The organism is Bacillus sp. ABP14, from assembly GCF_001831375.1.
GTDB lineage: Bacteria > Bacillota > Bacilli > Bacillales > Bacillaceae_G > Bacillus_A > Bacillus_A paranthracis.
On sequence record NZ_CP017016.1, the window covers coordinates 3,577,528 to 3,591,825 of the forward strand.

Consider the following 14,298-nt stretch of genomic DNA (forward strand, 5'->3'; position numbering starts at 1 on the left):
TTTCCTTACATTTATAAACGAAAGGAAAGTTTCATTCTATGCACAAGGAATCCCCCTCATTCAAAGGGGGATTCCTTATAGTTGTTCTTTTAACTTTTTCAACGCTTCTGCAGCAGCTTGTTGCTCTGCTTCTTTTTTCGACTTGCCACTACCAAGACCTAAGGCCACGTTATTTAACGTAACACGTGACACAAATTCTCGATTGTGAGCCGGTCCTTTTTCTTGCAAAATTTGATACTCAATATTGCCACTACCATCACGCTGAATCAACTCTTGTAATTGACTCTTATAATCCATCACATGAGAAAAAGCACCTTCATTAATTTTAGGGTATACAATTTCTTTTAAGAAGCCCCATACTGTTTCTAACCCTTGATCAAGATAAAGGGCACCAATAAACGCTTCAAAGACATCCGCTAATAAAGCTGGTCGTTCACGTCCGCCTGTCATTTCCTCACCTTTTCCTAATAAAACTAGGCTACCAAATGACAACTCGTTTGCAAAACGAACAAGAGATGGTTCACATACAATAGCTGCACGTAGTTTTGTTAACTCTCCTTCGCTCATTGTCGGATATTTTTGAAACAGATACTGCGATACAGTAAGTTCCAATACTGCATCTCCAAGGAATTCGAGACGCTCATTGTCTTCATGCGGTTTTTTTCGATGCTCATTCACATACGATGAATGCGTAAATGCTTGAATCAATAATTTTTCATCTGTAAACGTAATACCTATTTTTTCTTGAAATACTTTAAACGCTTCACGATATTTTGTTTCGTATTTTTTTTCTCTATATTTACGGTACGGCATAGGTCCCTCCAGATATAAGCCGAGAAGCCCCGCTAAAAAACGGGACTTCATTCAAGCATTATAGATGACTCTCTATGTAAGTCACAGCATCGCCAACAGTAGCAATCTTTTCAGCATCTTCATCAGAAATTTCCATTTCGAATTCGTCTTCTAATTGCATTACAAGTTCTACTACATCTAGGGAGTCTGCTCCTAAATCTTCCTTGAAGCTTGCAGCTGGTACTACTTCTGTTTCTTCTACTCCTAAACGATCAACGATAATTTTTGTTACACGCTCTAAAACATCTGCCATTCCATTCACCTCCCCTCAAATATTATATTAAATATTGTCCAAAAAAACTAGCTGAAATCGATTCTTTTATTACATTACCATACCGCCATCAACATTTAACGTTTGACCTGTAATATATTTGCTTTGATCAGAAGCAAAAAACGTTACAGCATTTGCGATATCTTGCGCTTCCCCAAACTGAGCTGCAGGAATTAATTTTAACATTTCAGCTTTTATATTTTCATCTAATACGTCTGTCATATCTGTCGCAATAAATCCAGGAGCAATTGCATTTACAGTAATATTACGGCTTGCTAACTCTTTTGCTGATGTTTTTGTTAATCCGATTACACCTGCTTTAGCAGCAACATAGTTTGCTTGTCCTGGGTTTCCCGTTACTCCGACAACAGAAGCGATATTTACAATACGTCCTTGACGTTGACGCATCATATATCGAGATACTGCCTTTGTACATAAGAATACACCTTTTAGGTTTGTATTAATAACTGTATCCCATTCTTCTTCTTTCATACGCATTAATAAATTATCTTTTGTTACACCTGCATTATTTACAAGAATATCAACTTGTCCAAATACATCTACAGTTTGTTTCACCATATTTGTAACGTCTTCAGCATTTGCAACATCTGCTCTTACTGCAATTGCATCCGAACCTAGTTTCTTTATTTCATCAACTACTTCATTTGCCTTTTGCTCGTTACCAGCATAGTTTACTACAACATTTGCCCCTTGTTTTGCTAAATCAATCGCAATTGCACGACCAATTCCACGTGAAGCACCCGTTACTAATGCTACTTTCCCTTTTAACATCAGTTTTCTCCTCTCAAATTTGAAATGGTATCTTGTAATGTCTCTTCATCGTATATCGCGTATGCTTTCACTGATGAATCAATTGACTTCATAAGTCCAGCAAGTACTTTCCCAGGTCCAATCTCAATAAATGTATCTACCCCTTGACTCACCATATATTCAATGGATGGATACCATAAGACAGGCGAATAGAGCTGCTCGATTAGCTTTTCTTGAATATGCGCACCACTTGTAATAACGTCTGCTGTTACATTTGCGATTACCGGAATATTCGTATCTTGAATTGTAATTTCATTTAAGACACTTTGGAATTTCTCCGCCGCTGGCTTCATAAGCGCAGAGTGGAACGGTCCACTTACTTTAAGCGGAATTGCTCTCTTTGCACCATGTTCTTTCGCTCTTTGAGAAGCAATCTCGACTCCTTGCTTTGTTCCAGAAATCACAATTTGCTTCGTACTATTCATATTAGCAATTTGTACTGCATACCCTTCACTTGTTACTTCTTCTGTAACTTGTTTCAGCATATGTGGATCAGCACCTAAAATAGCCGCCATTGCACCTTCTCCGCCAGGAACAGCTTCTTCCATATATTCCCCACGTTTCCTTACAGCATATACTGCATCCTCAAAAGTTAATGCACCCGCTGCTACAAGAGCGCTATACTCACCTAAACTATGCCCTGCGACAAAGTCTGGTGTAATATCATATTCTTTTAAAGCTGTCAAAATAGCAAAACTCGTTGTTAATAAAGCAGGTTGGGCATTTGTTGTTAACGTAAGCTTTTCCTGCGGCCCTTCAAAAATCACTTCTGAAAGTGAGTCTTGCAACACCTCATCTGCTTTTGCAAATACATTTGCAACCTCTTTATTATTCTCTGCTAACTGTTTACCCATTCCAACTGCCTGTGAACCTTGGCCCGGAAAAAGAAATGCTAGTTTTCCCATTTCAAACCCTCCTCTTATTGGAGTGGCTCTTTCTCCATTACGCTTGAAATAGTAGGAATAACTTCTTTCGCTACCATTTCTCTCGTTTGACGAATCGCACTAAATATCGATTGGTCATTGGAAGAACCGTGAGCCTTAATGACAGGAGCCTTCAATCCAAATAATGCCGCTCCTCCATACTCCGAATAATCCATTTTATCTTTTAATACCATAAGTTTTGGCTTTAATACCGCTGCTGCTAATTTGCTCGTAAACGAACTCATTAACTGTTCTTTTAACATAGAGAATAATGCAAGTGCTGTTCCTTCTAATGATTTCAGTGCTACATTCCCTGTAAAACCATCACATACAACAACATCTGCTACACCTTGCAATAAATCTCTTGATTCAACGTTCCCAACGAAATTAATTGGGGCATCTTTAAGCATTGCAAAGACTTGTTTTGAAAGCTCGTTACCTTTACCATCTTCTGTTCCAACGTTTAAAAGTCCAACGCGAGGATTTTTAATTCCTCTTACTTTCTCAGCGTATACAGATCCCATTACTGCATATTGATATAAATGAATTGGTTTTGCATCAACGTTCGCTCCAACATCTAACATAACAAAACCTTCTCCATCAACAGTTGGCATTGTAGGGGATAAAGCTGGTCGCTCAATTCCTTCCATACGACCTACAACAAACAATCCAGCCGCCATTAAAGCTCCTGTACTACCAGCTGATATACAAGCATCCGCTACACCGTCTTTCACTTGCTGCGCCGCAAGTACCATTGAAGCCTGTTTTTTTCGACGAACCGCTCTTACTGGTTCATCTGTCGATTCAATTTTTTCGTCTGTATGAAGTATAGTAATTCGTTCTTCACTCGTTAAGTATTGACGAATTTCCTCTTCTTTCCCCACTAACGTAATATGTAAATCAGAATATTCCTTAATAGCTTTCATTGCTCCTAGTACGACAGCCTTTGGAGCATGATCGCCGCCCATTGCATCTATTGCGATTTTCATAAGTTGTTACCTTCCTCACTATAATTACTAGATCGATACATTTCAAAAGTGCCTGTAAAAACAAGTTCTTCTCCAACAAAGCTACGCACTTTGACAACCGTCCGCCCTTTATCATTCTCTACATCTTCCACGCGCGCTTTTGCAACAACACGCTCTCCTAATTTTACAGGACGAATGTATCGAATGGTGGACTTTGCAGTTAAAGCTAATTCTTCATCAATAACCGCAACAGCTAGTGAGTTTGCTTGTGCAAACAAATGATGCCCACGGGCAATTTGATTTCTTTTAAATACGTGTTCTACCTTCACTTCAAAAATAGAAATCGCATGTCTATCTAATTCTATATCAATAATTTCTCCGACAACCTCTTCTAACGGTAAAGATTTCACATCTTCTTCATGTTGCTTTGTAGCTACATGTTTAATTCTTTCTCTTAATTCAGGAATAGATAATTCCATACGATCAAGACGTACAGTTTGTATACTCACTTGAAATTTTTCTGCTAAATCTTCATCCGTAATAAAAGGATTCGTTTCTATCGTTTGTTGTAATAATTCTTGTCTTTCTTTTTTACTTCTTCTTTTTTTCATACCGCACCATCCATTTTTATGACTAGGTACTAACAGTAGTATATAATCATTAAAAGTAGAATGCAACAAAAACTTTTGTTGCCTCCCTTTAATCGAGCTTCTCTCCCTGGAACACACCTGTCCCATCAAGATACGTACGCAACGACGCATATTGATCATTATGCCAAAATGCTTCTGAATCTACTAGTAACGCCGCATCTTGTCTAGCTGTTTCTAGCGCCCGATAATCATGTACCATATCAGCAACCTTGAATTCTGGTAAACCACTTTGCTTACTCCCAAAGAAATCTCCAGGACCTCTTAACTCTAAATCTTTTTCCGACAATACAAATCCATCATTCGTTTCGGTCATAATACGCATTCGTTCTTTTCCCGTTTCCGATTTTGGATCCGCGATTAATAAACAATACGATTGTTCACTACCACGCCCAACACGTCCTCTTAGCTGATGAAGCTGTGATAAACCGAAACGCTCTGCATCATAAATAACCATTACAGTCGCATTCGGTACGTTCACACCTACTTCAACAACTGTTGTCGATACAAGAATTTGCACTTTATTTTCACTAAATTGTCCCATTATCTCTTCTTTTTCTTGAGATGATAATCTTCCATGCATTAATCCAACTTGACATTTCCCCTGATAATGATGAGTCAGCATACTATGTAAATCGATTGCATTTTGCACATCAAGTTTCTCAGATTCTTCAATAAGAGGACAAATAACATATGCTTGTCTTCCTTTTTTTATCTCTTTCTCTACAAAACCGAGAACACGATCTAACATGTCATGTTTTGCCCAGTATGTTTCAATTACCTTTCTACCAGCCGGCATCTCATCGATTATAGAAACATCCATCTCTCCAAATGCAGTAATTGCTAACGTACGTGGAATCGGGGTCGCTGTCATAAATAATACGTCTGGACTCTCGCCTTTCTCACGTAAAACTCGTCGCTGCGCTACACCAAATCGATGTTGTTCATCAGTAATCACGAGACCTAACCTATGAAAAATAACTTCATCTTGAATTAAAGCATGCGTTCCAACAAGGATATCTATTTCTCCTTGTTCTAATTTTGCCAAAATCTCTCGGCGTCTCACACCTTTAACTGAACTTGTTAACAATTCAACCTTCATACCAAAGTGCGAGAACGTCTCTGCGAGCGATTGATAATGTTGTTCTGCTAAAATTTCTGTTGGAACCATTAAAGCACCTTGATAATGCGCTAATTTCGCTGCATAAAGACCAATTGCAGCGACCACCGTTTTACCAGAACCTACATCACCTTGCAGCAGACGATTCATTCGATAAGGAGATGTCATATCTTTCATAATTTCATCTACAACTCGGCGTTGCGCACCAGTTAATGGAAACGGAAGTGCATCGATAAACTCTTGCAATTCTTCTGAAGGAATTTCTTTTTTCGTCCCTTTCGAATTTTCCCTCTCCATTTTTCGTAACGTTTGCATTTTCAACTGAAATAAGAAAAACTCTTCATATACAAACCGGCGACGCGCTTGCTTCAAGTCTTCCTGCCCCGATGGAAAATGCAAAGCCCGAAGTGCTTCATAACGTGGCAGTAATTTATACCGACTTAGCAATCCATCTGGTAACACTTCAACTATAGAGTCTCCATACTCCTTTAACGCTTGTGCAATAAAACGGCGCATCTGTTTTACTGTAAGTTTCCCTTTCACTGAGTACACAGGCTCCACTTCTTGTTGACGTACAACCGGTCCAAAATGAAGTTCTGATACCGCAATCGTTTGACGATGCTGGTCCCATTTTCCAGTAATCGTTACCGTTTCATCTAAATTTAACTTCTGCTTATAGTACGGCCTATTAAAACATACAGCTGTAATTAAATAACGACCTACGAGGACACGAACCGTAAGACGCGACTTCTTCTTCCCGTAATATTGCAGTAAAGGAGCACTATGAACTTTTCCCTCAACTGTTACACGTTCATCATGCTTTACTTCTGCAAGATCTTTCATCGCATAGTCTTCATAACGGTACGGAAAATGTTCTAATAGATGAGAAACTGTATAAATTCCCATCTCGTGTAGTAATTCAGATGTTTCTCCTCCGATTCCCTTTACATCCGTAACAGGAACTTGTACAACTTCATTCAAAATTCTCACGCTCCGTCACATTATTTTTTGATTCATTATCCATTAACATGATTGACATCTGTAATCGCTCTCTTTCACCCTATATATTCTATCATAGGCATTCTAAGAGAAACTACTCAAATCCCTCATAAACAACACGAAAGAAAAGAGCCTCACTATTAGCAGCAAGGCTCTTTTTTATCTTCAATATGCTAGCCTTTTGAATAAAAACTAGTAATAAACTTCATATTACTACTTATTATCCATTAGCAAGTAAGTAATCCATTTATTTTCAAAACGAATTTTTTCTTATTCTACAGAGAAGATGAAAGAATACACCGGTTGGTTTCCAGCATGTACTTCTACTTCTGCATCTTCAAAATTCTCTTCTACAAACTCAACTAATTCAGCTACTTCTTCATCAGTTGCATCTTCACCTTGTAGAATCGTTACGATTTCAGAATCTTCATCAATTAGTGCTTCTAGTAATTGCTTCGCAGCTCCTACTTTTTCAGCATTTGTTGATACGATTTTTCCATCTGCGATACACATGAAATCATCTTTTTGAATTGCCACACCATCAATTTCCGTATCACGTACAGCATACGTAATTTGACCTGTTTTCACATGAGATAAAGCTTCTTTCATGTTTTCTTCATTTTCCTCTAGCGTTCCAACTGGATTAAATGCTAACATTGCAGCCATACCTTGAGGAACTGTTTTTGAACGAACTACAATCACTTCTTGATCCACAACTGACGCTGCTTGTTCTGCTGCCATTACGATATTCCCGTTGTTCGGTAAAATAATGATTTTTTCAGCGTTTGCTTCTTCAATTGCCTTCACGATATCCTCCGTACTTGGATTCATCGTTTGGCCACCTTCGATAACTTTCGTCGCGCCAATGCTTTCAAATAAAGTTTTAATACCAGATCCCATAGCTACAGTTACGATACCATATGGTTGTTTCTCTTTAGGCTGGCTAGTTGGCTCAGGCATCATAGCAGGCTCATCTAATAAAGCGGTATGCTGTTCACGCATATTCTCTACTTTAATCTTTATTAAACTACCGTAACGTTGTCCGTAGTTCATAGCGTCTCCAGGATGTTCTGCATGAATATGAACTTTTACAATTTCATCATCAGATACAACTAGTAGTGAATCACCATACACACTAATATCTTCACGGAATTTTTGTTCAGAGAAATTATGTTCTTTCACTTTATCAGCTTCTAATTTCACCATGAACTCCGTACAATATCCATACTTAATATCTTCTGTACTCAATTGGCTTTGTACACTACGGTGATGTTCTGCGCGCACCATTTCATTCATAGATGGTTGGGCAGGTGCATCAGAAGAAATCGTTTCTCCTTTTAAGTCAGCTAAAAACCCTTCGTAAACTACTACAAGACCTTTACCACCGCTATCTACAACGCCAACTTGTTTTAATACAGGTAATAAATCTGGCGTACGATTTAACGATGCATTTGCTTCTTTCACAACGTCTTCCATAAACAAAACAAAGTCGCGCTGTTTTTTCGCAACTGTTACTGCATATTTACCCGTTTCTCTTGCAACCGTTAAAATCGTTCCTTCAATCGGTTTCATAACCGCTTTGTAAGCCGCCTCTACTCCAGCTTCTAAAGCTGCAGCAAAATCAACTGTTGTTAATTCTTCTTTTTGTTCAATGGATTTCGAGAAACCACGGAACAACTGAGATAAAATAACTCCAGAGTTACCACGAGCTCCCATTAATAATCCTTTGGCTAAACTTACGCCGACTTTACCAGCATGTTGTGAAGGATTTGCTTTCACTTCACGTGCGCCTGAAGTCATAGATAAGTTCATGTTTGTACCGGTATCGCCATCTGGAACTGGAAATACGTTTAATGCATCAACAAGCTGAACATTATTCGTTAAATTATTCGCTCCTTGAATGATCATTTGTGATAAACGTTTTCCATCAATTTTTTGAATTGACACAGATTTTCCTCCTTAATGCACATTACAAGTTTATTACTTTAACTCCTTGTACGTAGATGTTTACAGAATCTACTGCTAGTCCTACAGTTTGATCTAATGTATATTTCACTTTCGTCTGCACGTTATGTGCTACTTCTGAAATTTTCGTACCATAGCTCACAATAATATACATATCAATATGTACTTCATCTTCATCTTTACGAACAATAACACCTCTAGTGAAATTTTCTTTTCGTAAAATGTCTGTTAATCCATCTTTTAACTGATTTTTTGATGCCATACCTACGATACCGTAGCAATCTACCGCGGCACCTCCAGCAATTGTTGCAATTACATCTGTACTAATATCAATTTGACCGTACTTCGTTTTAATTTCAATTGACATCTCGTTTTCCCCCTTCATAAATGGTGAAAGTGAGTTAGACTACTTTAGTTACTATCATATAATCTTTTTAAAGAAAATTCCATCGTTCTTTCTTTTTCACTCTCATATTTTATGTTGAAAACTACACTTTTTTATGATGAGCAAAATAGTCCATTGTTATTATACAACATGTATCACTATAATATGTCAAGCAATTTTTCTTGATTTCAACTTTTCTTCATTGACATATAGTGTCAAGTAATTTTTCTTGATTTCTTTTTTCTACAGTGTTGCATTCTCTTTTTAGTTGTGTTAAATTATAGTAGTGTTTTTAGCATCGCATAAAAGACTAACATTGAAAAATTACGTATGGTAAGGTATCAAGGGAGGGAAATATAAATGGCTCGTGTTTGTGCTATTACTGGAAGAAAAGCTCGTTCTGGTAACTCTCGTTCTCACGCAATGAACGCTACAAAACGTAAGTGGGGCGCTAACCTTCAAAAAGTTCGCGTACGCATCGACGGAAAAGTTCAACGTGTTTACGTTTCTGCTAGAGCATTAAAATCTGGCAAAATCGAACGTGTTTAATAATAAAAAAAAGAGCCGCTAGGCTCTTTTTTTACTATACCAATGGAAAAAGCACCGGTAATAGGTGCTTTTTTTAATCTTTTTTGAAGGTATTTAACATGGCACGAACAATTCCACCAAGAAATTTAGGTAACTTAATTGTATAAAATCTCATGGTTTCCCTCCTAATCCCCATTACTCCACTTGGTCACTATATGATGTAAGGAGCAAAATTGTTTCTTTAATCAGTGCTTCTTATCACCATTAATATGCCAGAAGTAAATGAAAAAGTACCTTTTTCCTCAACGAGTTCATTACTAATACAAAGTGTGGATCCCCACTCTATTTTTTTATTCGTTAGAGGATATTTAAAACCAAGTAATGTAATCCCTTCCACTATTTCAGTAACAGGCACAAAAGATACATAAGGGAAATTTTTATTTTCTTCAATTATATGTGTACCCACTCTTTTTACACTTATTTCATTTTGATTGTCTACAATACACATCTCTATTCCTACTTCTAATCCTTTTAAAAGCATTTGTATATTCGCTAAACCGTGATCAAGTCTTCCGCCAGTAGCACCAAAAATACGAATGAGTGCCGGCTTTTGTTCTAACGCCCAGTTAATCGCAATTTCTAAATCTGTTTGATCTTTTTCACGAGGAACAATATGTAAATCATTTGTTTGTTGCCCCATCCATGCTAATTCTTCTTCAGTAACCGAGTCATAATCTCCAAACGCAACAGCAGGAGTAATACCTCTTTTTAATAAACGATATACTCCTCTATCAACTGCCGCCCACACTACTTTCTCATTTTCATATGAAGAAAAATCTGCACAATATTCCGCAGGTCCTCCCGCTAAAATATGAATAATCATGTTTCCTTCCCCTTCTATTGTAAAAAGGCAATCTGCCATTCGGTAGATTGCCTTTTTATATATTTTTTCTCTACCCTTTATAAATAGTGAAAACTTACTACACTAGAAGATTCACTGGGATAAAGACTCGTTCATTCATTATCCACGAATGACACGAATTGCTTCACCGCGGTCTTTTTGATTGTATACCGCTGACCCAGCTACAAGTACATTTGCTCCTGCTTCTACACAAAGTCTTGCTGTTTCAGCGTTTACACCACCATCAACTTCAATTTCTACTTCTAGATTGCGCTCTTTAACCATTTCTGCAACTTGTTTAATTTTCGGTAATACAGAATGAATAAATTTCTGCCCACCAAATCCAGGGTTTACTGTCATAAGTAATACCATATCAATATCTTCTAATACATGCTCAATCACTGAAACTGGCGTATGCGGATTTAATACAACTCCTGCTTTAATGCCATGAGATTTAATTAACTGAATTGTACGATGTAAATGAGGGCACGCCTCTACATGAACAGTAATAATATCCGCTCCCGCTTTTGCGAAAGTCGGGATATAGTTATCAGGATTTTCAATCATTAAATGTACATCTAACGGTAACGATGTGATCGGACGAATTGCTTCTACAATTAATGGTCCAATCGTAATATTTGGTACGAAATGTCCATCCATTACATCGACGTGAATGTAATCCGCTCCGCCTTTTTCTACATCTTTAATCTCTTCCCCTAATTTTGAAAAATCTGCTGATAAGATCGATGGTGCAATTTTAATCATAACTAATACCTCGGCTTTCTCTCTCTAATTTCTTCTACAAATTGTTTGTAATTCTTATAACGATATTCTGTAATCTTCCCCTCTTCAACCGCAGCCTTCACAGCGCATTTCGGTTCAGAAAGATGTGTACACCCTCTAAATTTACAGTATTGGCTCGCTTCTTTCAACTCTGGAAAACAATATGTAAGATCTTCTACCTCTATATCTATGAAATCGAGTGAACTAAAACCAGGTGTATCTGCAACTAGTCCGCTTCCAATCGCAATTAATTCTACGTGTCTTGTCGTATGTTTCCCGCGTCCTAAATGTGAGGAAATATCATTCGTTTTCAGTTCTAATTCTGGACGTAAGACGTTAAGCATAGAAGATTTTCCAACACCAGATTGCCCCGCAACAACGGAAACACAACCTTCTAAGAACGGTTTTAAAATATCAATACTTTCCGATGTATTTATAGAAGTAAATAATACATCATATCCCATCTCACGATAGTCATTTGCATAAGATTCAACAGTTTCTCTCATTTTTTCATCAACTAAATCCATCTTACTAATGCAAATAATCGGCTTAATGTTATGATATTCAATCAGCACTAAAAATCGATCTAACAGCCCCGGATTAAAATCTGGTTCTACTGCTGAAAAAACAAGAATTGCTTGATCAACATTAGCAATAGGAGGCCTAACAAGTTCATTTTTTCGATCAAATACTTCAAGTACGTATCCTTCACTTGGATTATCAGCCTGAAAAACAACTTGGTCTCCTACCAGTGGTGTAATTTTATTTTTTCTAAACACACCACGCCCGCGACATTGTGTAATCCCTTCTTCATGCTGCACATAATAAAATCCACTTAGAGCTTTTACAATTTTTCCTTCTGGCATATAATTCTCCTTTATTCTGTATAAAGTGAAGCTGGAATTCATATTGAATGGATTATCATTCTTTAAATAAAGATTTCAAAACCCGTCATATATACACATTAATATATTTAATCTACCATCATATTTAATCTACCATCAAATTTAAAATATTATTTATAACAGTATCACTTTTATATCTTTTTGAATCATATATTTTTGCCTGTTATACAGTCCACTATATGTAGACAGCATAACAGGCAGAAGTAATACATTCCATTCTCTTTGGAGATAAAATGGAATTCATTATTATTGAGTTGGGTATGGTACTTCTTTGTCGATAATCGTTACACCATCTCGTACAATTTTATAATGTCCTTTTGTACCTTCTTGAATTACAAATTCTAATGAAATAGTTGCCGACTCTGAAATTGTTCTAGTTTCAATTGGTCTATCCATTTTTTGTTGCATATCTTCTTTATAAATTTCTATCGTTTGCGGTTTTTTCTCACCTATTATAGAAGACTCATACGGAATAGAAATATTATCCACTTTCACGGTTTTCGTTACTTTCGGCTTAGGGCCCTCTGAGATGATAATCGTCACTTTATCCCCTTCTTTTAACGGCGTTCCCGGTTTTGGAGATTGCGAAATTACAAGTCCTTTATCAACAGTATCGGAATACTCTCGTTTTATATCTGGAGTTAGTTTCCTCTCATTCAAATAACCATTGACACTATTTTCAGTCCATCCTGAAAAGTCACCTGGTCTAATTTGATAAGGACCTTTACTTACCCAAATTTTCAGGTCTTGTTCCGCCTCTACTACCATTTGATCTGGCGTCGGAATTTGCTCAACGATTTCACCTTTTGGTCTATCATTTTCAATATAATTTATTGTAACTTGTTTATATTTTTCTTCTAATTCAGACCTTATGCTCTCAAAATCTTTCCCTGTAAGATCACTCATCTTACTTTTCTTTTTCCCACCTGATTGATAGATAGTAATTTTAGAGTTTTCTTTCACGACTCTTCCTGCCACAGGGTCTGTTTTTATAACATCACCGGTTTCAACATCATCTGTATATACAATATTAGGTTCCGTAACTTCAAAACCCTTTTCAACTAATGTATTTACTGCGGTCGTATATTTCATACCAGCCACATCAGGTACTTTTACATCTTTTGGAATAAAGAATCCTGGAATAACAGTAAGCGCTAACGTTATTCCAATCGCTAACAGTAAAAATGTTGTAATTAAAATTTTGAGCCATTTATTACTTCGTTTTTTCTTCTTACTTAAATCCGTTTCTTCTTTTCTTATCTGTTCATCCACTTTACTTCCTTGTAAAACAATTGTTTCATCAGTTACATTTTCGAATAATTGTTCCTGTTGAATAACCGGAATCGCTTTTGTCGCTTCCATATCTTCCGGTATGTAAAATGGCTGCTCATTTATCCTCTCTGGATATAGCGCAGTTTCAATATCTCGTTTCATCGCATTAGCAGATTGATATCGATGAAACGGATCTTTCGCAGTTGCCTTTAATATAATATTTTCGACACTTTGCGGAATATTTTCATTCCATCTTTTTGGAGACGGAATTTCACTTTGTAAATGTTTTAAAGCTATAGCAACAGCAGATTCGCCAGAAAATGGTTGTCTTCCTGTTAACAACTCAAACATAACAATCCCTAGGGAATAAATATCTGATTGTTTATTTGCTATCCCGCCACGTGCTTGTTCTGGTGATAAATAATGCACCGAACCGAGTACTGAATTTGTATGTGTAATTGTTGTTGCACTTGTAGCTGTCGCAATTCCAAAATCTGTTACTTTTATTACTCCATCAGCTCGAATTAAAATATTGTGCGGTTTAATATCGCGGTGCACAATTTCAAAATGATGGGCGTGTGCCATGGCGGATGTTAACTGCTCCATAATATCAAGAGCTTCTCCTATCGGTAACATTCCTTGCTCAATTATGTATTGCTTCAATGTTTGTCCTGGTACATACTCCATTACAAGATAATATATACCATCTTCTTCTCCGACATCATACATATTCACAATATTTGGATGCGACAACGTTGTAACAGACTGCGCTTCTCGATGGAAACGTTTAATAAACTCTTCGTTATTTGAATAGTCGAGTCTTAATATTTTCACCGCTACATCTCGGCCTAGTATATCATCATGAGCTAAATAAACATTGGCCATTCCACCGCCACCAATCATTTTCAGTAGCTTATAACGGTCATTTAAGCGTTTTCCAATCAGCAC

Annotated in this window: 15 protein-coding genes; 1 reads left to right on the plus strand and 14 read right to left on the minus strand. The window is 37.0% G+C overall.

The window, feature by feature from the left end; all coding sequences use genetic code 11:
- Positions 1 to 75: 75 nt before the first annotated feature.
- From rncS to BGI23_RS18460, 9 genes are all read right to left on the minus strand, one after another.
- Positions 76 to 813, minus strand: a complete 738-nt coding sequence (rncS, locus tag BGI23_RS18420; protein WP_001146876.1) for a ribonuclease III — start codon at positions 811 to 813, stop codon at positions 76 to 78.
- A gap of 58 nt (positions 814 to 871) precedes the next feature.
- Positions 872 to 1,105, minus strand: coding sequence for an acyl carrier protein (gene acpP / locus BGI23_RS18425; protein WP_000786062.1), 234 nt, complete (start codon positions 1,103 to 1,105; stop codon positions 872 to 874).
- A gap of 69 nt (positions 1,106 to 1,174) precedes the next feature.
- Positions 1,175 to 1,915 (minus strand): 3-oxoacyl-[acyl-carrier-protein] reductase, encoded by a 741-nt coding sequence (gene fabG, locus BGI23_RS18430; protein WP_000911785.1) that lies wholly within the window; start codon positions 1,913 to 1,915, stop codon positions 1,175 to 1,177.
- Positions 1,915 to 2,859, minus strand: a complete 945-nt coding sequence (gene fabD, locus BGI23_RS18435) for an ACP S-malonyltransferase (RefSeq protein ID WP_000516951.1) — start codon at positions 2,857 to 2,859, stop codon at positions 1,915 to 1,917. Before fabD ends, fabG begins: the two co-directional genes overlap by 1 nt.
- Positions 2,860 to 2,873: 14 nt before the next feature.
- Entirely contained in the window at positions 2,874 to 3,866 is a 993-nt protein-coding gene (plsX, locus tag BGI23_RS18440) for a phosphate acyltransferase PlsX (protein WP_000684108.1), read from the minus strand.
- Positions 3,863 to 4,456 (minus strand): transcription factor FapR, encoded by a 594-nt coding sequence (fapR, locus tag BGI23_RS18445; RefSeq protein ID WP_000747352.1) that lies wholly within the window; start codon positions 4,454 to 4,456, stop codon positions 3,863 to 3,865. The genes plsX and fapR overlap by 4 nt, the downstream gene beginning before the upstream one ends.
- 88 nt (positions 4,457 to 4,544) lie before the next feature.
- The gene (gene recG / locus BGI23_RS18450) at positions 4,545 to 6,593 is read right to left on the minus strand and encodes an ATP-dependent DNA helicase RecG (protein ID WP_001006880.1); all 2,049 of its coding nucleotides are present in this window, start codon (positions 6,591 to 6,593) and stop codon (positions 4,545 to 4,547) included.
- A gap of 288 nt (positions 6,594 to 6,881) precedes the next feature.
- On the minus strand, positions 6,882 to 8,558 hold the full coding sequence (locus BGI23_RS18455) for a DAK2 domain-containing protein (protein WP_000027110.1): 1,677 nt from the start codon (positions 8,556 to 8,558) through the stop codon (positions 6,882 to 6,884).
- Between the two features lie 22 nt (positions 8,559 to 8,580).
- Complete coding sequence (locus BGI23_RS18460; RefSeq protein ID WP_000021109.1) at positions 8,581 to 8,943, minus strand: Asp23/Gls24 family envelope stress response protein; 363 nt, start codon at positions 8,941 to 8,943, stop codon at positions 8,581 to 8,583.
- Positions 8,944 to 9,321: 378 nt separating this feature from the next.
- On the opposite strand from BGI23_RS18460, the gene rpmB reads away from it, so the two are divergent.
- Positions 9,322 to 9,510 carry a 50S ribosomal protein L28 gene (rpmB, locus tag BGI23_RS18465; RefSeq protein WP_000124776.1) on the plus strand — a complete coding sequence of 63 codons (189 nt, stop codon included), beginning with the start codon at positions 9,322 to 9,324 and terminating at the stop codon, positions 9,508 to 9,510.
- Between the two features lie 73 nt (positions 9,511 to 9,583).
- Here rpmB and spoVM read toward each other — a convergent pair whose 3' ends face one another.
- The 5 genes from spoVM to prkC all read right to left on the minus strand — a co-directional run bounded on the left by spoVM (position 9,584) and on the right by prkC (position 14,298).
- Positions 9,584 to 9,664, minus strand: coding sequence for a stage V sporulation protein SpoVM (gene spoVM, locus BGI23_RS18470; RefSeq protein WP_001213599.1), 81 nt, complete (start codon positions 9,662 to 9,664; stop codon positions 9,584 to 9,586).
- A gap of 66 nt (positions 9,665 to 9,730) precedes the next feature.
- Positions 9,731 to 10,411, minus strand: a complete 681-nt coding sequence (locus tag BGI23_RS18475; RefSeq protein ID WP_001998094.1) for a thiamine diphosphokinase — start codon at positions 10,409 to 10,411, stop codon at positions 9,731 to 9,733.
- A gap of 99 nt (positions 10,412 to 10,510) precedes the next feature.
- Positions 10,511 to 11,155, minus strand: a complete 645-nt coding sequence (rpe, locus tag BGI23_RS18480; protein WP_000589966.1) for a ribulose-phosphate 3-epimerase — start codon at positions 11,153 to 11,155, stop codon at positions 10,511 to 10,513.
- A gap of 2 nt (positions 11,156 to 11,157) precedes the next feature.
- Positions 11,158 to 12,039, minus strand: coding sequence for a ribosome small subunit-dependent GTPase A (rsgA, locus tag BGI23_RS18485; RefSeq protein ID WP_001113936.1), 882 nt, complete (start codon positions 12,037 to 12,039; stop codon positions 11,158 to 11,160).
- A 285-nt stretch (positions 12,040 to 12,324) separates the two neighbouring features.
- On the minus strand, positions 12,325 to 14,298 hold the full coding sequence (gene prkC, locus BGI23_RS18490) for a serine/threonine protein kinase PrkC (RefSeq protein ID WP_000904734.1): 1,974 nt from the start codon (positions 14,296 to 14,298) through the stop codon (positions 12,325 to 12,327).

Coding starts and splice junctions, on each gene's coding strand:
- rncS (WP_001146876.1), bottom strand. CDS start 813: ATGCCGTACCGTAAATATAGAGAAAAAAAATACGAAACAAAATATCGT.
- acpP (WP_000786062.1), bottom strand. CDS start 1,105: ATGGCAGATGTTTTAGAGCGTGTAACAAAAATTATCGTTGATCGTTTA.
- fabG (WP_000911785.1), bottom strand. CDS start 1,915: ATGTTAAAAGGGAAAGTAGCATTAGTAACGGGTGCTTCACGTGGAATT.
- fabD (WP_000516951.1), bottom strand. CDS start 2,859: ATGGGAAAACTAGCATTTCTTTTTCCGGGCCAAGGTTCACAGGCAGTT.
- plsX (WP_000684108.1), bottom strand. CDS start 3,866: ATGAAAATCGCAATAGATGCAATGGGCGGCGATCATGCTCCAAAGGCT.
- fapR (WP_000747352.1), bottom strand. CDS start 4,456: ATGAAAAAAAGAAGAAGTAAAAAAGAAAGACAAGAATTATTACAACAA.
- BGI23_RS18460 (WP_000021109.1), bottom strand. CDS start 8,943: ATGTCAATTGAAATTAAAACGAAGTACGGTCAAATTGATATTAGTACA.
- rpmB (WP_000124776.1), top strand. CDS start 9,322: ATGGCTCGTGTTTGTGCTATTACTGGAAGAAAAGCTCGTTCTGGTAAC.
- spoVM (WP_001213599.1), bottom strand. CDS start 9,664: ATGAGATTTTATACAATTAAGTTACCTAAATTTCTTGGTGGAATTGTT.
- BGI23_RS18475 (WP_001998094.1), bottom strand. CDS start 10,411: ATGGCAGATTGCCTTTTTACAATAGAAGGGGAAGGAAACATGATTATT.
- rpe (WP_000589966.1), bottom strand. CDS start 11,155: ATGATTAAAATTGCACCATCGATCTTATCAGCAGATTTTTCAAAATTA.
- rsgA (WP_001113936.1), bottom strand. CDS start 12,039: ATGCCAGAAGGAAAAATTGTAAAAGCTCTAAGTGGATTTTATTATGTG.